The organism is Streptomyces sp. MMG1533 (assembly GCF_001279775.1).
In the GTDB taxonomy this organism is placed as follows: domain Bacteria; phylum Actinomycetota; class Actinomycetes; order Streptomycetales; family Streptomycetaceae; genus Streptomyces.
Genome location: NZ_LGDG01000232.1, coordinates 17,191 through 38,200 on the forward strand (window position 1 = coordinate 17,191; position 21,010 = coordinate 38,200).

21 protein-coding genes are annotated in these 21,010 nt (G+C 73.0%); 9 read left to right on the top strand and 12 right to left on the bottom strand.

Annotated features, from left to right (window positions below; all coding sequences use genetic code 11):
- Positions 1-562: 562 nt before the first annotated feature.
- The 4 genes from ADK57_RS29170 to ADK57_RS29185 all read right to left on the bottom strand — a co-directional run bounded on the left by ADK57_RS29170 (position 563) and on the right by ADK57_RS29185 (position 4,500).
- Positions 563-1,975 carry a HAMP domain-containing sensor histidine kinase gene (locus ADK57_RS29170; RefSeq protein ID WP_053752593.1) on the bottom strand — a complete coding sequence of 471 codons (1,413 nt, stop codon included), beginning with the start codon at positions 1,973-1,975 and terminating at the stop codon, positions 563-565.
- 3 nt (positions 1,976-1,978) lie between these two features.
- Positions 1,979-2,692, bottom strand: a complete 714-nt coding sequence (locus ADK57_RS29175; RefSeq protein WP_053752594.1) for a response regulator transcription factor — start codon at positions 2,690-2,692, stop codon at positions 1,979-1,981.
- 129 nt (positions 2,693-2,821) lie between these two features.
- Positions 2,822-3,412 carry an FMN reductase gene (locus ADK57_RS29180; protein ID WP_053752595.1) on the bottom strand — a complete coding sequence of 197 codons (591 nt, stop codon included), beginning with the start codon at positions 3,410-3,412 and terminating at the stop codon, positions 2,822-2,824.
- Positions 3,409-4,500, bottom strand: a complete 1,092-nt coding sequence (locus tag ADK57_RS29185; protein ID WP_053752596.1) for an LLM class flavin-dependent oxidoreductase — start codon at positions 4,498-4,500, stop codon at positions 3,409-3,411. Before ADK57_RS29185 ends, ADK57_RS29180 begins: the two co-directional genes overlap by 4 nt.
- 114 nt (positions 4,501-4,614) lie before the next feature.
- Here ADK57_RS29185 and ADK57_RS29190 point away from each other — a divergent pair, with 114 nt between their 5' ends.
- The 3 genes from ADK57_RS29190 (at position 4,615) to ADK57_RS29200 (ending at position 7,520) form a co-directional block, all read left to right on the top strand.
- Entirely contained in the window at positions 4,615-5,418 is an 804-nt protein-coding gene (locus ADK57_RS29190; RefSeq protein WP_053752597.1) for a helix-turn-helix transcriptional regulator, read from the top strand.
- A gap of 115 nt (positions 5,419-5,533) precedes the next feature.
- On the top strand, positions 5,534-6,955 hold the full coding sequence (locus ADK57_RS29195) for an MFS transporter (RefSeq protein WP_053752598.1): 1,422 nt from the start codon (positions 5,534-5,536) through the stop codon (positions 6,953-6,955).
- 217 nt (positions 6,956-7,172) lie between these two features.
- Positions 7,173-7,520: a DoxX family protein gene (locus ADK57_RS29200; protein ID WP_053752638.1), complete on the top strand. Its 348-nt coding sequence runs from the start codon at positions 7,173-7,175 to the stop codon at positions 7,518-7,520.
- Between the two features lie 15 nt (positions 7,521-7,535).
- Here ADK57_RS29200 and ADK57_RS29205 read toward each other — a convergent pair whose 3' ends face one another.
- On the bottom strand, positions 7,536-8,426 hold the full coding sequence (locus ADK57_RS29205) for an NADP-dependent oxidoreductase (protein WP_053752639.1): 891 nt from the start codon (positions 8,424-8,426) through the stop codon (positions 7,536-7,538).
- A 126-nt stretch (positions 8,427-8,552) separates the two neighbouring features.
- Between ADK57_RS29205 and ADK57_RS29210 the strand changes: the two genes are divergently transcribed.
- Positions 8,553-8,963 carry a winged helix-turn-helix transcriptional regulator gene (locus ADK57_RS29210; protein WP_053752599.1) on the top strand — a complete coding sequence of 137 codons (411 nt, stop codon included), beginning with the start codon at positions 8,553-8,555 and terminating at the stop codon, positions 8,961-8,963.
- A 9-nt stretch (positions 8,964-8,972) separates the two neighbouring features.
- On the opposite strand, the gene ADK57_RS29215 is transcribed toward ADK57_RS29210, so the two are convergent.
- On the bottom strand, positions 8,973-9,887 hold the full coding sequence (locus ADK57_RS29215; RefSeq protein ID WP_053752600.1) for a ScbA/BarX family gamma-butyrolactone biosynthesis protein: 915 nt from the start codon (positions 9,885-9,887) through the stop codon (positions 8,973-8,975).
- 144 nt (positions 9,888-10,031) lie between these two features.
- On the opposite strand from ADK57_RS29215, the gene ADK57_RS29220 reads away from it, so the two are divergent.
- The 4 genes from ADK57_RS29220 to ADK57_RS29235 all read left to right on the top strand — a co-directional run bounded on the left by ADK57_RS29220 (position 10,032) and on the right by ADK57_RS29235 (position 13,948).
- The gene (locus ADK57_RS29220) at positions 10,032-10,658 is read left to right on the top strand and encodes a ScbR family autoregulator-binding transcription factor (protein WP_053752601.1); all 627 of its coding nucleotides are present in this window, start codon (positions 10,032-10,034) and stop codon (positions 10,656-10,658) included.
- A gap of 277 nt (positions 10,659-10,935) precedes the next feature.
- Positions 10,936-11,514, top strand: a complete 579-nt coding sequence (locus tag ADK57_RS29225) for a TetR/AcrR family transcriptional regulator (RefSeq protein ID WP_053752602.1) — start codon at positions 10,936-10,938, stop codon at positions 11,512-11,514.
- 135 nt (positions 11,515-11,649) lie between these two features.
- Positions 11,650-12,729, top strand: coding sequence for a transposase (locus tag ADK57_RS29230; RefSeq protein ID WP_053752603.1), 1,080 nt, complete (start codon positions 11,650-11,652; stop codon positions 12,727-12,729).
- A gap of 73 nt (positions 12,730-12,802) precedes the next feature.
- Positions 12,803-13,948, top strand: a complete 1,146-nt coding sequence (locus tag ADK57_RS29235) for a transposase (RefSeq protein ID WP_053752604.1) — start codon at positions 12,803-12,805, stop codon at positions 13,946-13,948.
- A gap of 77 nt (positions 13,949-14,025) precedes the next feature.
- Here the strand turns inward: ADK57_RS29235 and ADK57_RS29240 are convergent, their stop codons facing one another.
- The 6 genes from ADK57_RS29240 to ADK57_RS29265 all read right to left on the bottom strand — a co-directional run bounded on the left by ADK57_RS29240 (position 14,026) and on the right by ADK57_RS29265 (position 19,961).
- Positions 14,026-14,601, bottom strand: a complete 576-nt coding sequence (locus ADK57_RS29240; protein WP_053752605.1) for a VOC family protein — start codon at positions 14,599-14,601, stop codon at positions 14,026-14,028.
- On the bottom strand, positions 14,594-14,971 hold the full coding sequence (locus ADK57_RS29245; protein WP_053752606.1) for a hypothetical protein: 378 nt from the start codon (positions 14,969-14,971) through the stop codon (positions 14,594-14,596). Before ADK57_RS29245 ends, ADK57_RS29240 begins: the two co-directional genes overlap by 8 nt.
- A complete protein-coding gene (locus tag ADK57_RS29250) occupies positions 14,968-15,696 on the bottom strand; it encodes a cupin domain-containing protein (protein WP_053752607.1) in 729 nt (242 codons plus the stop codon). The genes ADK57_RS29245 and ADK57_RS29250 overlap by 4 nt, the downstream gene beginning before the upstream one ends.
- Positions 15,693-16,910 (bottom strand): sedoheptulose 7-phosphate cyclase, encoded by a 1,218-nt coding sequence (locus tag ADK57_RS29255; RefSeq protein WP_053752608.1) that lies wholly within the window; start codon positions 16,908-16,910, stop codon positions 15,693-15,695. Before ADK57_RS29255 ends, ADK57_RS29250 begins: the two co-directional genes overlap by 4 nt.
- A 154-nt stretch (positions 16,911-17,064) precedes the next feature.
- On the bottom strand, positions 17,065-18,108 hold the full coding sequence (locus ADK57_RS29260) for an ROK family protein (RefSeq protein WP_053752609.1): 1,044 nt from the start codon (positions 18,106-18,108) through the stop codon (positions 17,065-17,067).
- A 500-nt stretch (positions 18,109-18,608) separates the two neighbouring features.
- A complete protein-coding gene (locus tag ADK57_RS29265; RefSeq protein WP_159050166.1) occupies positions 18,609-19,961 on the bottom strand; it encodes an MFS transporter in 1,353 nt (450 codons plus the stop codon).
- 353 nt (positions 19,962-20,314) lie between these two features.
- Between ADK57_RS29265 and ADK57_RS29270 the strand changes: the two genes are divergently transcribed.
- Positions 20,315-21,007 (top strand): HAD-IA family hydrolase, encoded by a 693-nt coding sequence (locus ADK57_RS29270; protein ID WP_199830709.1) that lies wholly within the window; start codon positions 20,315-20,317, stop codon positions 21,005-21,007.
- The last annotated feature ends 3 nt before the right edge of the window (positions 21,008-21,010 follow it).

Below are 21,010 nucleotides of genomic sequence, written 5' to 3' on the forward strand. Positions count from 1 at the left end.
CTCTGAGTGCGGTGCGGGTGGGTGTGAGCGGGCCACGCTCCGTACGGCGCTGTTCACAGCCCGTCGCGCGGCCTCGGCCAGCCTGACCCAGTCCCGGCACCCCACTCAAGATCACAAAGGGTGCCGGAACCCGCACTGCGGGAACATGACGGGGCGCGCGCTACGCGCATGGATGCGTTGGGCGACGCATCCGCCGAGCCGGGTTGACAGGCGGGGACGGGCGCGACTATGTAGGCGGCTCTTGCCGCGTGGGGCCATTACGGCGCCCCATGGGCCGCCCACCGTGAACCGCGAGGCACCGACCGGTCGGCCGACCCCTTTGACCTGCAGACACCGGCCGGCCGGCCCGCCGCGACCTGCACACACCGGTCGGCCGACCCGCCGCGACCTGCACACACCGGCCGGTCAACCGACCCACCACGACCCGCACACACCGGCCGACCGGCCGACCCACCACGACCCGCACACACCGGCCGACCGGCCGACCCGCCGCGACCTGCGGACACCGGAGGGTCAACCGACCCACCACGCCCCACACACCCCGACCGGTCAGCCGACCTTCTCAGCCCCCGCCCACCGTGAACCCGATCACCGTCCCGCCACCCTCCCGCCGCACGGCGAACGGCGATCCCCCGTGCGCGAGCGCCACCTCCCGCACGATGGACAGGCCGAGGCCCGACCCCGGCAGGGAGCGGGCGTCGGCGGCGCGGTAGAAGCGGTCGAAGACGCGGATCAGGTCGGCGTCGACGATGCCGGGACCGCGGTCGAGGACCTCGACCCGTACCGCGCCGGGGCGGGCGGGACCGGCGACGTTGATCTCGATGGGCGCGGTGCCGTCGCGGTCGAACTTGGACGCGTTCTCGACGAGGTTGGAGAGTGCGCGCTGCAGCATCCCCGGGCGACCGTCGGTGGTCGTGTCGCCGCTTGCCCGGACGACGATCTCCCGCCCGGTGCGGCGACGCGCCAGCCCGGCGACGTCCTCGGCGATGTCGGCGAGGTCGACCCGCTGCGGCGGCTCGGTGTCGGACTGCCCGGCCGCGAGGTCGACCAACTCGTTGACGAGGTCGGTGAGTTCACGGGCTTCCTGGCTCAGATCCGCCACCAGCTCGTCCCGGGTGTCAGGGGGCAGCTCGTCGATCCTGCGCAGCAACGAGATGTTCGTCCGCAGGGAGGTCAGCGGCGTCCGCAGCTCATGCCCCGCGTCCTGCACGAGCCGCCGCTGGTCCTCCTCGGACTGGGCGAGGCGCCCGAGCATGCGGTCGAAGGCGCGGCCGAGGCGGCCGACCTCGTCGTAGCCGGCGACGGGCACCTGGATGCCGAGCCGGCGGGTGCGGGCGACGTCCTCGGCGGCGGAGGTGAGGATCACCAGCCGGCGGGTGATGCGCCGGGCCAGCCACCAGCCGAACAGCCCGGCCGCGACCACGACCGCGGCCATGAGGCTGAGCGTGCGCTGCTGCAGGGCCTGCAGCAGGTCCTCGGTGTCGCTGAACTCCTGCGCGACCTGCACCGCGCCCCGCCCGCCGCCGAGCGCGACGGTCGCGATCCGGTAGACGTCGTTGCCGACGTCGACGTCCTTGTGCTCGACCATCGTCCCGGCCAGCGAGTCCGCCGCGATCGCACGGTCGCCGGAGACGACCGGCAGCCCCGGCCGGCCGGGGTCGACGACGCTGCCGTCCGGCCCGAGCACCTGCACGTCCGTCCGGGCGGGCCGGACGAGGTCGTGGCCCGGCGCGGAGGAGGAGAAGTCGTCGGGCGTCATCCGGTGCGTGCGCACCTCGTCCCGCAGGTCCTGCACGACCTGGTCGAACACGGACTCCTGGTCGACGCGGACCAGTCGGGCGGCGGCGCTGTAGGAGAGCACGCCGACCAGGACGGTGACGGCGGCGGTCACGGCCGCGAAGGACACCGCGAAGGTGGTCCGCAGCGACAGGAGCCGGGGCCGCCGTCTCACCAGCAGCCGCCCGAGGCGGCCCACCGCTCAGTCCTCCCGCAGCACGTAACCCACACCGCGGACCGTGTGGATCAGCAGCGGCGCCCCCGGCTCGTCGAGCTTGCGGCGCAGGTAGCCGACGTACACGGCGAGGTTCTTGGAGCCCGGCCCGAAGTCGTAACCCCAGATCCGGTCGTAGATGGTGGAGTGGTCGAGGACGATCCCCGCGTTGCGGACCAGCAGCTCCAGCAGTTCGAACTCGGTGCGGGTCAGCTCGAGCTCCCGCCCCCCGCGCCAGACCCGCCGTGCCTGTACGTCCATCACCAGCCCGGCCGCCTCGACCCGCCCCTCGGAGACCTCGGGCACCTGCGGCTGCGGCTTCGTCACGCCGCTCAGCGCGCCGACCGGGCTGGTCCGGCGCAGCAGCGCGCGCAGCCGGGCGAAGACCTCCTCGACGTCGAAGGGCTTGACCACGTAGTCGTCGGCGCCCGCGTCCAGCCCGGCGATCCGGTCCTGGGTCTCCACGAGCGCCGTCAGCATCAGGATCGGCGTCCGGTCCCCCTCGGCACGCAGCACCCGGCACACCTGCAGCCCGTCGATGCCGGGCATCATCACGTCCAGGACCAGCACGTCCGGCGGACTCTTGTGGGCGTGCGCCAGCGCCTCGACCCCGTCGGCGACCGCGGTGACCCGGTAACCCTCCAGGGTCAGGGCGCGCTCCAGCGCATGACGGATGGCGCGGTCGTCTTCGGCGAGCAGCACAGTTCGGGGCACGTCCTCAGTGTGCCAAGCCTTCACAGTCGTACGACGTGATGAGCGGCTCACCGGGTGCCCTTCTTACTGCCCTCTCACCGGTGGGGGCGCAACCCGGGCCGCGCCCCTACCGTCCTCTCACCCTGCGGTCCGCAGCGCGGCCAGCCGCTCCTCGAAGGGGACGACCTCGAAGTCGTCCTTGACGGGTGCGGCCGCCGACAGCCCCGTCATCAGGGCCGTCAGTTCCCCCGCCGCCCTCTCGATCCGCCCGTCCAATCCCTCGGCACCCCAGTCCTCCGAGGCGGCGTACACCCCGGTCGGGACGACGACGGCCCGCAGATGGGCGAAGAGCGGACGCAGCGCGTGTTCCAGTACGAGGGAGTGCCGGGCCGTACCGCCGGTCGCGGCGATCAGTACCGGCTTCCCCGCCAGCGCGTCCTTGTCGATCACGTCGAAGAACGACTTGAACAGCCCGCTGTACGAGGCGGAGAACACCGGCGTGACCACGATCAGCCCGTCGGCTCCCGTCACCGCGTCGATCGCGGCGGACAGCTTCCGCCCCGGGAACCCGTTCGTGAAGTTGTGCGCGATCTCGACGGCGAGGTCGCGCAGCTCGACGACCTGCACCTCGGCCGCGGTCTGCCGGTCCACGGCCGCGGCCAGTCGGTCCCCCAGCAGCCGGGTGGACGACGGGACACGCAGCCCGGCCGAGACGACGACGAGCTTCATTCGGCGTTCACTCCCTTCGAGGCGGCCGCGAGCAGCGACTGATGGGTCGGCGCCTCGGGCACATCGGCCGGACGCCTGGCGGCGAACTCCTTGCGCAGCACCGGCACGACCTCCTCGCCCAGCATGTCGAGCTGTTCGAGCACGGTCTTCAGCGGCAGCCCGGCGTGGTCGACCAGGAACAGCTGGCGCTGGTAGTCACCGGCGTACTCGCGGAAGCTCAGCGTCTTCTCGATGACCTGCTCCGGGGAGCCCACGGTCAGCGGGGTCTGGTCCGTGAAGTCCTCCAGCGACGGCCCGTGTCCGTAGACCGGCGCGACGTCGAAGTACGGCCGGAACTCCCGCACCGCGTCCTGCGAGTTGCGCCGCATGAAGACATGACCCCCCAGCCCGACGATCGCCTGCTCCGGGGTGCCGTGCCCGTAGTGGGCGTACCGGTTCCGGTAGAGCTCGACCATCCGCTTGGTGTGGTCGGCCGGCCAGAAGATGTTGTTGTGGAAGAACCCGTCGCCGTAGTAGGCGGCCTGCTCGGCGATCTCGGGCGAGCGGATCGAGCCGTGCCAGACGAACGGCGGTACGCCGTCCAGCGGCCGGGGCGTGGAGGTGAACCCCTGCAAGGGCGTCCGGAACTTCCCCTCCCAGTTCACGACGTCCTCGCGCCACAGCCGGTGGAGCAGGGCGTAGTTCTCGACGGCGAGGTTGATGCCCTGCCGGATGTCCTGCCCGAACCACGGGTACACCGGGCCGGTGTTGCCGCGCCCCATCATCACGTCCACCCGGCCGTCCGCGAGGTGCTGGAGCATCGCGAAGTCCTCGGCGATCTTCACCGGGTCGTTGGTGGTGATGAGGGTGGTGGAGGTGGAGAGGATCAGCTTCTCCGTCCGCGCCGCCACGTACCCGAGCATGGTCGTCGGGGACGAGGGCACGAACGGCGGGTTGTGGTGCTCGCCGGTCGCGAAGACGTCGAGCCCGACCTCCTCGGCCTTCAGCGCGATGGCGACCATGGCCTTGATGCGCTCGCGCTCGGTCGGCGTACGGCCCGTGGTCGGGTCCGGCGTGACGTCGCCGACGCTGAAGATCCCGAACTGCATGGTCGCTCAACCTCCAAAGTTGTTGACCGTTCAACTATACCCTTGGAACGATCGCCCCCCGTCCCGTATTCCGGGTACCCGGCGACTGTCAGTGCCCCGTCCTACGATCGCTGCATGGCCCCCGTACGCCGTGACACCCGAGGCATCGTCGACGCCGCGGAGCTCTTCACGCAGGTGGACTTCCGCCGCGTCGAGCCCGCCGAGCCGCTGCGCCGGCACGTCGAGCAGTACTGGCTGATCGACTGGAACCTCACCGAGCCGTACGTCTCCCACGTGGTCCCGCACCCGGCCGTCAACATCGTCTTCCAGCAGTTCGAGGACCAGGACCCCTTCGTCGAAGTGGCGGGCGTACAGCTCGGCCTCTTCGCGCAGAAGCTGGAGGGCCGCGGCAGGGTGTGCGGCGTCAAGTTCCGACCGGGCGGCTTCCGCCCCTTCGCCCCGGACCGCCCGGTGACGGAGTGGACGGGCCGGCGGATCCGCTCCCCCGAGGTCTTCCCGGACACGGACCCGCCGGCGATCCTCTCCCCGGACGACGAAAAGGCCCGCATCACCGCCCTCGACACCTTCCTCCTGGGCCTGGAGCCCCGGCCCGACCCACAGGCCGACCTCGCGACGGCCCTGGTCGAACGCATCGGCACCGACCGCACCATCCGCCGCGTCACCGACTTCGCCCGCGCCGAGGGCATGTCCGTACGACTGCTGCAGCGCCTGTTCGCCGCGTACGTCGGCGTCGGCCCGAAGTGGGTCATCCTGCGCTACCGCATCCACGAGGCCCTGGAGCGCGCGGAGACGGAACAAGCAGTGGACTGGGCGGCACTTGCCGCCGACCTCGGTTACGCCGACCAGGCCCATCTGGTCCGGGACTTCACGGCGACGGTGGGCGTCCCGCCGACGGCGTACGCACAGGGCGTGCACTGACCGGCCGTCTCCCACCCCCACCCCCTCCACCCCCCTCCGGCTCGTCCAGCTCCTCCGGCTCCTCCGAAAACAATGCGCTTGACCGCCCAGCGCTCCTGCCCTCACATTTATCTGCGTGACGCAGATACTGCATGACGCAAAAGAAAAGAACCTGCCCGCCCGCACCCGCTGGGCGATCCTCGCCGTGGTCCTCGCCGCCGACGTGCTGGACCTCCTCGACGCCACGATCACCAACATCGCCGCCCCGACGATCACGAAGGACCTCGGCGGCGGCCCGGGCCTCGTCCAGTGGCTCGGCGCCTCCTACGCGCTCGCACTCGGCGTGCTGCTCGTGCCCGGCGGGCGACTGGGCGACAAGTACGGGCGCCGTCGGCTGTTCCTGTACGGCCCCGCCGGATTCGTCGCCGCATCCCTGGCCTGCGGACTCGCCCCGACCCCGGCGGCCCTCGTCCTCGCCCGCCTCGCCCAGGGCGCCTGTGCCGCCCTCGTCATCCCGCAGGGCTTCGGCATCCTCGGCGCCACCTGGCCGCGCGACCAGATCGGCAAGGCGTTCAGCCTGTTCGGGCCGGTGATGGGACTGTCCGCCGTCAGCGGCCCGATCCTCGCCGGGTTCCTGGTCGACGCCGACATCGCGGGCCTCGGCTGGCGCCCCATGTTCCTGATCAACCTGCTCCTGGGCGGCGCCGCCCTGCTCGCCGCCGTACGCCTGCTGCCGCGGGACACCGGCGATCCGTCCGTGTCCGTCGACGGCCCGGGATCGGCGTTGCTCGCCAGCGCGCTGCTCGGCCTGCTCGGCGGCCTCATCGACGGCTCGGACCACGGCTGGACGCCCCGCGCCTTCGTCCTGCTGCTCCTCGGGCTCGCCCTGTTCGCCGGCTTCTGCCACCGCCAGCGCACCGCCGCCCACCCGCTCGTCCAGCCGTCACTGCTGCACAACCGCGGCTTCACCTCGGGCCTGATCCTCGGCATCGTGGCCTTCGCCGCGACCGCCGGACTCCTCTACGTCATCTCCCTCTTCTTCCAACGGGGCCTCGGCCGCTCCCCCTCCGACACCGCGCTCGGCCTGATCCCGCTCTCGCTCGGCATCGTCATCGCGTCCATCGCCTGCTACCGCCTCATCCACTCCTACGGCCGCCGGCTCGTCGTCGCCGGACTGCTGATGATCCTCGCGGGCTGCGGTCACCTGGCTCTCCTGGTCGGCAACTCCGGTACTTCCGTGAGCAGTTGGGCCCTGGTCCCGCCCGTCCTCGTCATCGGCCTCGGCATGGGCACCTGCTTCGGCACGGTCTACGACGTCACGATCGGCGACATCGCCCCCGACGAGGCGGGCAGCGCGAGCGGCTCGCTCAACGCGGTGCAGCAGGTCGCCAACGCGATCGGGGCGGCGTCCGTCACCACCGTGTACTTCCACACGGCCGACGGCGGCGAGGCCCACGCGATGACCGTGAGCCTCGTCGTGGTCGCCGCGGCCACGCTCCTGTGCCTGCCCCTCGTACGGCTGTTGCCGCGCAAGGCGCCCACGGAGCAGCACCACTGAGGGCCGCCCGACCGCGTGGCCAGGCGGCCGGGGCCGGGGGGGGGCCGGAGGGCCGGAGGGCCGGGTGGTCAGTTCTGGACCTGGGCGTAGAGGGCTGCGTAGCAACTCGTATCGATGCAGTCATCGGCCGCCCTGTCACACTCCCGCCCCGCTCCCCGTCAACCCGGTGAACGCGATGAAGCCCACCGCGATCAAGCCCGCCAACGAGGAGCACGCCATGTCCGTCGCCCACACCGTCGTCACCCTGCTGGCCGCCGCCATGGCCGGCTACTCCGGAGTCGTCGTCCTTACCCGCGCCGAGTGGATTACCAAGGCCCTGACCGACTACCGGGTGCCGAGCTCGTGGTGGCCCTGGCTCGGCGCGGCGAAGACCGCCGGGGCCGTCGGCCTGCTGGTCGGCCTGTTCGTGCCCGTCGTCGGGGTCGCGGCCGGGACGGGCCTGGTGCTGTACTTCGCCGGGGCGGTCGTCACCGTCGCACGGGCGCGGTGGTACGCGCACATCCCGTTCCCGCTGGTGTACGCCGCCCCAGTGGTCGCGGCCATGACGCTGGGCGCACTGGCCTGACCTCCGTCCCGGTGATCAGGGAACGAGCACCAGCCGCCCCCGAACCCCGCCCTCCGCGAGCCGGGCGTGCGCCTTCGGAGCCTCGTCCAGGGCGTACGTCTCGGCCACCCGCAGGGTCAGCACCCCCTGGTCCACCAGGCCGGCCAGTTCGGCCAGTCGGGCCCCGTCGGCGCTCACCTCGACCGCGGCGGCCCGCACGCCCCGCACCGGCGCCGGGGCCGCCTGCGGGATGACGCCGACGAAGGCGCCCCCGTCCCGCACCCACTCCAGGGCGCTCTCCCCGAGGACCGCCGCGTCCAGCACGGCGTCGACGCTGCCCGGCTCGACCGCACCGGCCGTGAAGGACGAGGCCCCGAACGACCGTACGAGCTCCGCGTCCTCCTCACGGGCCAGCGCGGTCACCGACACCCCTCGGTACGCGGCGAGCTGGACGGCGTAGCCGCCCACCGCGCCGGCGGCCCCCGTCACCAGGAGCGACCGGCCCGGCGTCAACTCCAGCAGATCCAGGGCCTGTACGGCGGTCAGCGCGTTCAGCGGCAGGGTCGCCGCCGCCACCGCGTCGACCGACTTCGGGGCGAGCGCCACGGCGTCCGTGTCCACCACCACGTACTCGGCGTGTGTACCCAGCGGCTTGACCATGCCGTAGTCGAGCGCCACCACCTCGTCGCCGACGCTCCAGGCGCTCCCCACGCCCGTCGCGTCCACCGTCCCGGCCGCGTCCCAGCCGAGCCCGATCTGCTTGCCCGCGCCGCCGAAGACCCCCGCCCGCACCCCGGCGTCCACCGGGTTCAGCGCGGCCGCCGCGACCTTGATCCGCACCTGCCGCGCCGCCGGCTCGGGCAGCTCCGTCTCCACGACCCGCACGGCCTCGGGCCCGCCGAACGTCGTCACCACCACAGCTCGCATGTCCTTCAACTCCCCATACGTCACCGACTGCTTCGGTATCTCCTCAGCTGTCGGCAACCCTAGGAAGAGTTACTATCCATCGGGAAGTAGTTACCCGAAGGTGCGTACATACCCCGGAGGTGAGCCATGGCGACCATGACGGCGGCCCAGCGGCGCGAACAGGCCCGCACCGCGTACGACGCGTTCCTCAAGAGCTGCCCGACCAACCAGCTCCTGGACCGGCTCAGCGACAAGTGGGTCAGCCTCGTCGTCTCCGCCCTCGCCCCCGGCCCCCTGCGCTACAGCGACCTGGCCCGCAAGATCGCCGGCGTCAGCCCCAAGATGCTGACGCAGACGCTGCGCTCACTGGAACGCGACGGCATCCTCTCCCGCACGGTCACCCCCTCCGTCCCCGTCCGCGTCGACTACGAACTCACCGGACTGGGCAGCAGCCTGAGCCTGCTGCTGCTCGCGGTGAAGGACTGGGCGGAGACCCACATCGAGGAGGTCCGGGAGGCACGGGAGCAGTACGACGCCGGGGACGCGGCGGCTTCGTAGCACCCGCCCCTAGCGGGCCTGCGTCCGTACGTCCGCGGTGAACCGCACCTCGCCGTCCTGGCGGGCGACGACCCGGACCGTGTCCGTGCTCCCGTCCAGAGGCCGGGCCTCCATCCAGCACGGGGTGTCGAACTCGACGTAACGGCGGAAGGCCGTCTCCATGGCCACGGGCAGCACGGGTGCGGGATGCCGTACCGCCTGGGCCGCCTGGCGCGCGGCCTCGATGAGAAGCATCCCCGGTACGTGGTCGACGGCATGGTCGAAGTACTTGGCGTGGCGGGTGTCGACCCGCAGCTGCCAGCGGTCCGCGTGTTCCGTCGGGGACAGGACGACGTCCTCGGTACGGTCCCGTCCGAGCACCTCGGCCGGGGCGGGCGCCGGCGGAGGTATCGCCGCGGCCATCGCTCTGGCGGTGTCCACGCGGTCGCCGCGGAGCCGGTCGTACACGGCCGGCGCCTGGATGGTGAAACGCGAGCGGGCCCGGGCGCGGACCGCGCCGTCGCGCACCAGGTCGACGTCCATGGTCATGGCGGCCACATGGGTGCGCCTGCGCGCGATGTCGCTGCAGGTCACCCGCAGTTCGGGCAGCGCGGGGCCGGGGTGCAGGGCCTCGGGTGCGAGGTCGAACTCGTACTCCTCCCAGACCAGGTGGTGGCCGTCGGGCACCTCGTACCCGGCGTGGCACAGCAGCGGGAAGAGCTGGCGAATCGTTTCGCTTACCAGTAGGGGCTGGTACGCCCCGGACGCGGCCGTATAGAAGGAATGGTCGCCGGGCCAGCAGGCGGCGACCCGGAAGGAGTCGGGAGCCGTACGGCGCCAGCGGGTCAGCAGGACCTCTTCGGCGTCCGACTTGTGGACGAGCCGCCGGGTCACGGGCCGGTCGGCCACGCTCGGCTGCTGCTGTTCGCACACAAAGGTGGTCATGACGGAACCTCCCCCACTTGAAGGGCTTCGGTGCAGCCGCCGGCTGCGTCGCAGAAAAAAATAGAGTACGTTCTGTTTTTTGTCGAAGGGGCGACGTCACGGGGCCGACGAGGGCCTCACAGGCATCGACAGAGGAGAGAGCCGATGGCACGGCCCAAGCAGGAACGCGCTGTCCGCACGAAGCAGCTGATCCTTCACGCGGCGGCCGAGGTGTTCGACGAGTGCGGCTACTCGGGCACGAGCATCAGCCGCATCCTGGAGCGCGCGGGCTCCACCCAGGGAGCGATGTACTTCCACTTCAAGTCCAAGGAGGACCTGGCGCGGGCCGTCATCGTCAACCAGGCCGAGGAGCTGAAGCTGCCGGCGGACCCGGCCGGACTCCAGCAGCTCGTGGACATCACGCTGCACCTCGCCCACGAGCTCCAGCGCAACGTCCTGCTCAGGGCGGGCGTGCGGCTGGCCGTCGAGCAGGAGGAGTCGGGCCTCGACGAGTACTCGGTCTACGAGTGGTGGATCAACCAGTTCCGCCGCGAACTCGACGTGGCCCGTGAGCGCGGCGAGCTGCTGCCAGAGGTGGACGAGGCGGAGTTCGCGGCCGTCCTCGTGGCGAGCTTCACCGGTACGCAGGTGATGTCCCAGGTCGCGACCCGGCGCGCCGACCTCCCGGAACGGATCGCCTCGCTCTGGCGCTACCTGCTGCCTGGTCTGGCTCCGGCCGAGGTCAGGCAGCGGCTGATGGTGAGCGTGGAGCGGGGGCAGGCGCCGGTATGACTCGGGCATGACGCGGACCCCGGTGGCCGAGGTGACGAAGTACGTCACCTGGGCCCGGTGCCCGAGGTGACAAAGTACGTGGCCCCCTCGCCCCGGTCGTAGGGCTGCTCCCAACCGCCCCTTAGGATCGGCGAATTGCGAATCTGTAGGCCGTGCGCGCGGACCGGGACCTGTGCGGGCGGCAGTCGTCCAGAGCCGGGCGACGGCCTCTCCCCGTCCGGCATGGGCAACCACGCCGTGCCCGGTCGGCGCGTCTTCGTGTGATCGGAGACGGACAGTGGCACGACAGGAAAGGGCCGAGCGGACCCGTCGGGCCCTGATCCACGCGGCGGCCCGGGAGTTCGCCGAGCACGGTTTCGCCGGCACCTCGCTGGCCCGGATCAGCGGCGCCGCCGGAGTGACCATGGGTGCCCTGACCTTCCACTTCGCGACGAAGGGCGAACTGGCCGACGCGGTCGCGGAGTCGGGCGGCACGACGACCCGACAGGCGCTGCCGCTCCGGCCGGGCCCGGCCGGCGTCGCCGACGTCGTCGGCTTCACCCGCACCCTGGCCCGTCTGCTGGAGCAGGAGGTCGTCGTACGGGCCGCCGCCCGGCTCACCTGGGACCGCTCGGCGGTCGGCGCCGGCTGGTACGGGACCTGGCTGCCGCTGCTGCACGATCTCGTCGGGCGCGCGGACGAGGAGCTGGCCGCGTGGGCCTCGCCGCAGGCCGTCGTCGCCCTCGCGCTCTCGGTCGTCGCGGGCGCGGAGACCGCCGTACGGCTGGACGGCCTGCCGGGCGCGGAACGGGTCGCGGCACCCGCGCACCACGCGACGCTGGTGTGGGACCTCGCGCTGCCCAAACCGCCCACCTGACATCTGCACCCCTCACCACCAGGCAATTCCCTGCCCGACTTGGCGAAGTCGCACCAACCGGGACAGCCCGGGTCGAAAAACAAAGAGAACGTTCTGTATTCTCTGTGGTGTAGCCGTCGGCAAAGGGGATGCAGGATGGAGGATCTCTTCGGTCACCTGCCGCGCAGCGACCAACGTCACTGGGCGCAGGTGTACGTACGCGGCCTGCTGACCGCGCAGGGGCGCAAGTCCCCGCGCAACCTCGCCCTGGCGGCGACGGGTTCGCCCGAGGCGGCGCACGCGCTGCACCAGTTCGTCGGCAACAGCACCTGGGACTGGACACCCGTCCGGGAACAGCTGGCACGCCGGGTCGCCGAACGGCTCACGGTGCGCGCCCATGTGCTCACGGCGGCGCTGATCCCCAAGCGGGGCAGCCACTCCGTGGGCGTCGGCGCGCACTTCGACCCGGCCGGCGGACGGGCCGTCACGGCCCAGGTGGGTGTCGGTCTGTTCCTGTCGACCGGCCGCAGGGCGGTTCCCGTGGACTGGCGTCTGGTCCTCGACCAGGAGTGGTGCGCCGACCCCGAACGGCGGCGGCGCGTGCGACTGCCCGATTCCGCAGCACCCCGGCAGGCCTGGCAGCACGCGCTGACGCTGGCCTCCGGCGCGGGCCCGCTGCCGGTGGTCGCGGACGCCCGGTGCGCCGAGGACCTCGCGCCGCTGGCCGCCGAACTCACCCGGCGGGGCACGGTGTTCCTCGCCGAGACCGGCACCTGGCAGCGGGTCGTGCCGGTGGGCGGGCCGGCCCGTGCGGTGCGGCTGGACGAGCTGCCGTCGTACGACGGTGACGATGTCGTCCGCACGGCACTGGTCCGGCCCGTCGAGGCCGGCAGCGGTGCGGTCGGCGCCCAGGTGCTGCGGCTGTGGCGGCTGCGGGCCCCGGGGCCCGGGCGGACGGTCCGCTGGGCGGTCACCAACTCCCGTCACCTCGCGGCCGGCGGGGTGCGCGGGCTGCTGCGGCACGCGGACGCGGCCCACGCGTCGCTGGCCGCGCTGAACTCGGAGTTCGGGCTGTCCGACTTCGAGGGCCGCTCGTATCCCGGCTGGCACCACCACATGACGCTGGCGTCCGTCGCCCACGCGCTCGCGACGCTGCGGCGCGGGGCGGCCGACGACCCGGCGGGGCCGAGCGTCCCGACGCGCCGGTGTCCCGGCGTGGCCGCCCGCGGCGCCTGAGGTCCCCGCCCGGGCGCATGTCCTTCGCGGCAGGTGGCCGCTCCACTCGTCACCCTGCAAGGAGGGGTGTGTCATGTATGCGTCGGGATTGACGTCCCCATGCGCGGCGATCGCTTCCCCGCGCGCCGCACGATCTTCCCCCTGCACGGAGTCCCTGGTCTCCGAGCTGTCCGACCGTCTCTTCCCGTCCTTCTCCCGGGCCGGCCACCGTCTCAAGGGCGAGCAGTACCTCCGGGGCCTGCTCACCGCCCCCGGACGCAAGTCCGTCCGGAACATCGCCCGCGCCCTCGGCGACTCCGGGGCCGCGCAGCGCCTGCACCACTTCGTCTGCAACGCCCCCTGGAGCTGGCAGCCCGTCCGCGAGGCCCTCGCCGGCCATCTGACCGACCTCGCACCACCGCAGGCCTGGGTCGTCCGGCCGCTGCTCATCCCCAAGTCGGGCAGCAACTCGGTGGGCGTGCACCGGCGTTTCGTCCCCGAGACCGGCCAGGTGACGAACGGCCAGCAGGCCCACGGCCTCTGGTACGCCCGCCAGAACCTGAACGCCCCCGTCGACTGGGTCCTCAGCCCACCCGGCCGCACGGCACAGGCGGTGGACCTCGGCCCCGGCCGACGCCCGGTCACGGCCCTGCTCGAAACGGGAGCGACGGCGCCGGCACCGGTCCTGTGGGACAGCACGGCGGACGACACGGAGGGCGCGCTGCGGGCGCTCACCTCCTCCCCACTGCCCGCCGCCGTACGGCTGTCCGGCGGCGTGACCCTCCAGGTGCTCGGCCACTCGGGCCGGCCCGCCCTCGGTACGGCGCTGCCCGTCGAGCGGCTCGTCGCCGTCCCGGGTGCGCCCTGGCTGCGGACGTACGAGGTCGCCCCCGGGGTCCGGGCCGCGACCGCGCGGGTCGCCCCGCCCCGGCCCCGGGCCACGCCGTCCGCGTCGCGCCCGGACGGCAGGCCGCGGGACGGACTGCTGCTGTACGCCCAGTGGCGGACGGACCAACCCGGCCGGGCCGACTTCTGGCTGACCACCCTGGCCCAGGCGCCCGCCGCCGAACTGCACCGGCTGACCGGCCTCGCCGACCAGGCGGCCCGCGACACGGCCCGTACCGGCGCCCGCGTCGGCCTGCGCGACTTCGAGGGCCGCTCCTACGCCGGCTGGCACCGCCACATGACGCTCGCCTCGGCCGCGTACGCCGCGCTCGTGCTCGGCGAAGGACGCCGCTGACGTACGTACCCGAGAACGGCCGGGGCCCGTGAACGGATCGTCCGTTCACGGGCCCCGGCCGTCAGCGCCCGCAGCGCTCAGCGTCCGCCGCCCCAGCCGCCCGGCTCCCCGGCATACCGCCGGGCGTCCGTCTCCTTCTCGTACGGCAGGCCGCCGTCGGGGATGGACAGCAGTTCCAGGGTGATGCCGACGGGCGTGCGCAGGTAGGTCCAGCGGTTGCCTGCGATGGGGCCGTCCTTGATGGTCTCGGGGCCGCCCAGGATCTCCACGCCCGGCTGGGCGCCCAGGTACGCCACCGCCGCGTCGATGTCCTCGACGGCGACGGCGAGATGGTGGCCGCCGACGTCGTGGTTGCGCGGCGGGTCCGTGCGCTGATCCGGGGCCGTGTACTGGAACAGCTCGACGTTGCAGGTGGGGCCGAGCCGGATCATGGCGATCCGGGCGACGGCCCGCGGATGCACGTCCAGCCGCTCGGCCATCCAGTCGTCGTCCCGGCGGATCGGCCCCTCGCGGTAGACGAGGTCGCCGCCGAGCACGTCCACGAAGAAGGCGACGGCCTTGTCCAAGTCGGCCACGGTGTAGGCGACGTGGTCGACGTTGCCCGCGGTCGGGATGCCCCGCCGTCCCGCCCCGGCCGGCTGCGGCTCAGTCATGGGCCAGCTCCGGGGCGCGCCGCGGCAGCCTTCGTACCCGGTCGTGCGGGAGTACGGCCATCAGCAACAGCTCCGCTCCGCCGTCCGCGGCCGTCAGCCGGGGGCGGGCGCCGGCGGGGCTGAGCATGACCTCGCCGGTGCGCAGCGTCCACGGGAGGCTGTCGCACTCCTCGACCGCGACCGCGCCGGACAGCACCAGCCACACCTCGTCGGTGCCGCTGCGCCCCCGCTCCTCCACCGCGCCGCCGCCCGGCAGCCGTACGTGGTCGACGGCCTCGCACTCGCTGTGCAGCATGCCGCGCCGGGCCAGACAGCGCCGCTCGGGCCCGCCCTGCCGTACGGCGTGTGCCGCCGCCCGGGAGACGATCATGCGGCGGTCACCTCCCCGACCGCGGGCGCGACGGCCATCACGGCGTGGAACAGCCGCAGCCGGCCGGGCCCGCCGATGACCTCGACCTCGCCGCCCAGCGGCAGGGTCAGCGCGCTGCCCGCCGCGAGCGCGACCTCGGTGCCGCTGCCTGCGGCGGTGCCCTCGCCCGCGAGGACGAACAGCACGTGCTCGGTGCCGTCGGCGGCCAGGGCGAGGCTCTCCCCCTCGTCCAGGGCGAGGGTGCGGATGGTGCGGAGGGGGCCGTCGAAGCTGACCGAGGGGTCGACGACGGTGTCCTCCCGCAGGAGGTGGACGGTGCTGCGGGGCATGGCGTTCTCCCGGTCGGACCGCCGTGCCCCGGTGAGCACGGCGTGGGTGTGCGGCGTCGACATCTCGACGACCAGCCAGTCGAGCCGTTCGGCCCCCGTGTTGCGCAGGCCGTGGGTGCTGCCCGTGCGGGTCAGGGCCATCGAGCCGGGGCCCACGGCGTGCGGCTCGCCGTCGAGAAGGAGTTCGCCCTCGCCGGTCAGGACGAAGTAGATCTCCTCGGTGCGGGTGTGCAGATGCTCCCCGCTGACCGCGCCGGGCGGCAGCGACGCCCACTCGACGGCCTCCCAGGAACCGTCCGTCCCGGTCCGCCGGGCCAGGCACTTCCAGTACGTCAGTCCCTCGGTGCCGTGGACTCCGTGGACCTCGGCCGCCTCCGAGACGTCGGCGACGATCACGCCGCCTCCTCGAGCACCGCGCCGCGGCGGCCGGCCGTGCCGAGGGTGCGCAGGTCGTCGATGGCGGCGGCCAGTTCGGCGGGGGTGACGTCGTTGACGAAGGCCGCTTCGCCGATGCCGACCGGCAGCGGCAGCCGCTGCCTGCCGTCCCGGTGGCGGACCGTGTCGGCGAGGGCGCGGGCGAGCAGCCCGGGCTCCAACAGGTCGTTCCAGGTGGGCAGTTCGAGGGCGTCCATGACCGCGAGGATCCGGTCGCGGTCGGCGGCGCTCACCATGCCCCGGCGGGCGGCCATGACGGTGGTCAGCGCCATGTCGACGCACACCGCCTCGCCGTGCAGCAGCGCCGGCAGGGCGTGCATCTCGATGGTGGGGCTGAAGGTGTGCCCGTAGTCGACGACTCGTTCCAGCTGGGCCTCCCACAGGTTGGGCTGGAGCTCCTCCAGCATGCTGTGGATGGCCCGCTGGACGACCTCGCAGGCCGTCCGGCCCGCGCCCCAGCGGCTGCCCTGGAGCCGGTTCTCGATCAGCGACGGCCCGTGCGCCTCCAGCAGGTCGAACAGGCGGGCGTCCTTGATGAGGGCCATCTTGAGGATCTCCGCCAGGCCGTTGGAGATGTGCCGGCGGTCCACGGTGGCCAGGAACGAACGGTCGAGCAGGGTCAGCGAGGCCGGGAAGTAGGTCCCCAGGCGGTTCTTGTGCCCGTTGAAGTTGACGCCGGTCTTCACGCCGACACCGGCGTCCACCAGCCCGATGAGGGTGGTGGGCACCCGCACGACGGGGGTGCCGCGCCGGTACAGGCTCGCCACCAGTCCGACGATGTCCATCAGGACCCCGCCGCCGATCGCGATCAGCGGCTCGCGGCGCCGGTCGATGCTGAACGCGTCCAGGGCCCGCACGATGTCCTCGAGGGTCGCCAACTCCTTGAGGGTCTCGTCGACTTCCACCACGTGCATCCGGTAGTCGACCCGGTGGTGGTCGAGGTAGGCGCGGATCCGCTCGCCGTGCAGCCGCTCCACGTGCGCGTCGATGACGACGAAACGGCGCCGGTTGCCGCCGGTGACGGAGGCCGGTTCCAGCAGGGCCTCGTCCGCCGGGTCGAAGGCGTCGTCGCACATCCTGATCTCGTAGCTGACCGGTTTCACCGCGTTGACCTGCCAGACGTCCACCTGCGCACTGCGGGTGAAAAGGCCCGTCGGCGCGTTGTCCCGAGTCATGCTGCCTCCACAGAGTTATTGCTGAGGTTTTCCGTAATTCCGGCCTGCGTCCACTGCGTCCACTGCATTCAGGCATTCGGACATCCAGGCATTCGGACATTCACAGTCCAGCAGGCGACGAATACACTGGGCAAGTAATTCGAGAAGCCGCCCGCTACTTTGTCAGAAACGACATCTCGGCATGGTGCCGCTTTACGAGCAGCCGCCCCATTCCGACGAGGCAGTGGTCGTCGTCGGGTGCGCCGAGAGCGAGCATGTCGCGGATCTCCGGTTCGGTGAGCCCGAAGCAGCCCACACGCAGGAGTTCTTCCGCGAGGACGTCGAGGAAACGCTCGCCGACGGCGAGTGCGAATCCGCCGACGAACACATAGCGGCGTATCCCGGCGGCGAGGAACACCGAACTCACCGCGGTGGCCAGATGGGCCACGCCCGTCCGCACCACCGCGACGGCGAAGGGGTCGCCCTCGCGGGCGGCCCGGGCGAGCTGCCGGTTGGTGATGTCGTCCGGCTGCGGCGGCGTCGCCGTACCGGCGCACAGCTCGGCCAGCCGGGACACGGCGAACGCCCCCGGCTCGGCGCGGGCGGCCCTGCGGGCGGCGGCCAGCATGCCGCGGCCCGAGGCCAGCGCGCCGAGGTGGCCGCGGCCGCCGCAGTCGCAGCGGGGCGCGTCCGGCGCCGGGTCGCACAGCAGGTGTCCCAGCTCGCCGCCGTGGCCGCCGGCGTCGACCAGGACGTCGTCACCGACGTAGATCTTGTTGCTGATGCCGGAGCTGACGGTGAACAGGCAGAACGCGGGACCGCCCGGATCGGCGTACCGCCAGGCCGCGGCGGTCGTGTCGTTGACGACGGTCACCGGCATCCCCGTACGTTCCCGCAGCAGCCGGGCCAACGGCAGCGCGGGACCGCCGCCGCCCCACACGGTGGGCGCCCCGGTGACGGTCCCGTCGCCGGTGACCGGCCCGGCGAACGCGACCCCGACGGCCACCGCACCGAGCCCCTCGGCGCTCCCGCGCGCCAGCTCGATCTCCTCGACGAGCTGCTCGACGACCGAGCTCTGCACGTCCGTGACGTCCTCGGCGTCGAGCCCTCCGGTGCCACGCACCGGAACCCGTCGTACACCGGTCAGGGCCTGGGCCTCTGCGTCCCAGCACGCGGTCCGCAGGGTGGTGCCACCGACGTCGGCGACTATGCAGCGCATGGGGCTCCTTCTGGAAGTGGGGGTCGAGGTGGGCGCGGGTACGGGGCCGAGTCCGGGGGGGCGGTGGTGCTGCGCGCCGCGCGCCGCGCGTGGGGCCGGTCCGGGCCACGGGTCGGGGCGGGTACGGGGCGGGTACGGGGCCGAGTCTGGGTGCGGTGGTGCTGCGCGGAGCGCGCCGCGCGTGGGGCCGGTCCGGACCCCGGGTCGGGGCCGATCGGAGCAGGTCGGGGCGGGTCGGGGCGGAGGCCCACGGCCGCCCACCCCGGCGCGCTGTCGTCATGCACCGGACCACCGGCCCGCCTCCGGGGGCGTCGCTCCGCCGCGGGGTACGGGGCGGAGTCCGACGGTCGGTGATGCTGCGCGCCGCGCGTGGCACCGGTTCGACCCGGGGGCCGCCCGGGGCGGCTCGGAGGCGGCTCGGGGGCGGCTCGGAGGACCACGGCCGCCCGCCTCGGCGCCCCGCCGTCATGCACCGGACCACCGGCCCCGCCGCCGCGGCGTCACTCGCCGACGCACCGCGCCGCCTCCCGCCGCCCGGCGGAACCGGCACCGGAACCGGCCGGCGCGGTCGGCTCGGCGTCGCCGCTGCCGGCCGGCCCGGCGTGTGCGGCGGCCGCCCCGTCGCCGTCACCGGCTTCGACGAGGGGCCGCCGCTCCTGCCCGGACCCCTCCGCCGGGCGGGTCCGCAAGCCGCGCTGACGTGCCCACATGGGGGCGATGACCAGCAGGGCGACGGCCGCGGCGGCGCAGCCCGCGGAGGTGACGGAGCGGGCGCCCCAGCCCTGGTCCATGACCGCGCCGCCGAGCCAGGCGCCGAAGCCGTTGCCGAGGTTGAAGGCGGAGACGTTCGCGGACAGGGCGAGCAGGGGCGCGGACGCGGCCAGGGCGAGGACGCGCGACTGGAGGACGGGGATGATGGAGAACCCCGCCGCCCCGAACAGGAGCAGCACGGCGGCTGCCGGCCAGCGGTGGGGCGCCACGGCCCAGAACAGCGCCAGCACCGCCACCAGCGCGGTCAGGCACAGCACCGCGCCCCGCGTCGGGTCCCGGTCGGCGAGCCTGCCGCCGGCCAGGTTGCCCAGGACGGCACCGATCCCGAACACCGCGAGCAGCACGCTCATCGCGCCCGCCGGGAAACCCGAGACGTCCCGCATCAGGGGCGCCAGATAGGTCGAGGTGGTGAACACCGCGCCCTGCGCCAGCACCGTGACCGCCATCGACGCCAACACCGCGGGCCGGCACATCACCCGCACCTCGTCCCGCACCGAGCCGCCCGGCGCCCCGGTCCCCGCGCCGTCGTCGGCGCCGATCCGGCCCGGTACGGCGAGCAGGACCAGCACGATCGAGGCGACCGCGGTGACGGCGAGCGCGGCGAACGTGGCCCGCCACCCCCACCGCTGGCCGACCAACGTGCCCAGCGGCGAGCCGAGGATGTTCGCGAGGTTGAAGCCCAGGGACACCTGCGCGATCGCCGTCGCCTGCCGGTCCGGCGGTGACATACGGGCGGCGACCAGACCGGCCATCGCCACGAACGTGCCGTGGGCGAGCGAGGCGACGATGCGGGCGCCCATCAGCGTCGCGTAGTTCGCGGCGAGGAAACTGCCGACGTTGCCGGCCAGGAACACCGCCATCAGGCCCACCATCAGCGCCTTGCGCGGCACCCTCAGAGTGAGCAGCGTGATCACCGGGCCGCCGAGGGCGACGCCCACCGCGTACCCGGTGACCAGCAGGCCGGCCGACGGGACGGAGACACCGAGGCCGTCCGCCACGTCGGGCAGAATTCCGGCGATGGCGATCTCGGCGGTCCCCACGCAGAACACGCACAACATCAGAGCGAAAACGGGCAACGGCATGGGGGCGACTCCGGTAATTCGCCGAACAAATCCGGGGTCAATAATGGAGTCCGGCAACGCCATGGGTCACGCCGAAAACTGACACAGTCCCTGTGGGGGACGTCATGACCGGCGCGCGTTGTCCGCGGGGAACGGGTCCCTTTATGGTCGAACGAGCCGGTTACGGTCCAACGAGCCGGCCGCCCGATATTGCCCGGCAGCATCCCATTGCCGGGCGGCATCCCATTGCCGCGCAACCACTTCGGCAACACCCCTGCAACATACCGGCAAACATTCCGCACTTCTGTGCCCCAGCCAAGTTCGAGGAGGCTCCCTTGTCCGTCGGGGGAAAGTCAGCGACCACGACAATTCCCGTGCGTGCCGTGCTGTTCGACCTGGACGGCGTGCTGGTGCACTCCGCAACCGTCGTCGAACGCTCCTGGGCCGACTGGGCCCGTCGGCAGGGACTGGACGCGGACGAGGTGCTCGCCACCTGCCACGGCCGCCCGTCCGTGGAGACCATCGCACTCCTCGCGCCGCATCTGGACGCCGCCGCCGAGGCCGTCGCCCTGGAGGCCGAACAGGCCGCCGACACCGAGGGCCTGACGGCCTGCCAGGGCGCCGCCGAGCTGATCGCCGCCCTGGACAGCGGCGCGTACAGGGCACCGGTGCCGTGGGCCGTGGTGACCTCCGGCACCCGCCCGCTGGCGTCCGCCCGCCTGGCCGCCGTCGGCCACCGCCAACCGGACGTCTTCGTCACCGCCGACGCCGTCACCCGCGGCAAGCCCGACCCGGAGGGCTACCTCACCGCGGCCCGCGCCCTCGGCGTCGACCCGCGCGAGTGCGTCGTCGTCGAGGACGCCGAACCCGGCGCCCGCGCGGGCCACGCCGCCGGCGCCGCGGTGATCGGCGTGGCGGGCGGCACCCTCACGGGCACGGAACCGACCCTCGCCACGTTCGTGGACACCCTCGCCCTGCTCACCCTGGACCGCGACCCGGCGACCGGCGGGGCACGGCTGCTCACGAGCACGCACCCGCACACCCCTGCGCACGAAAGGGTCGGGTGATCC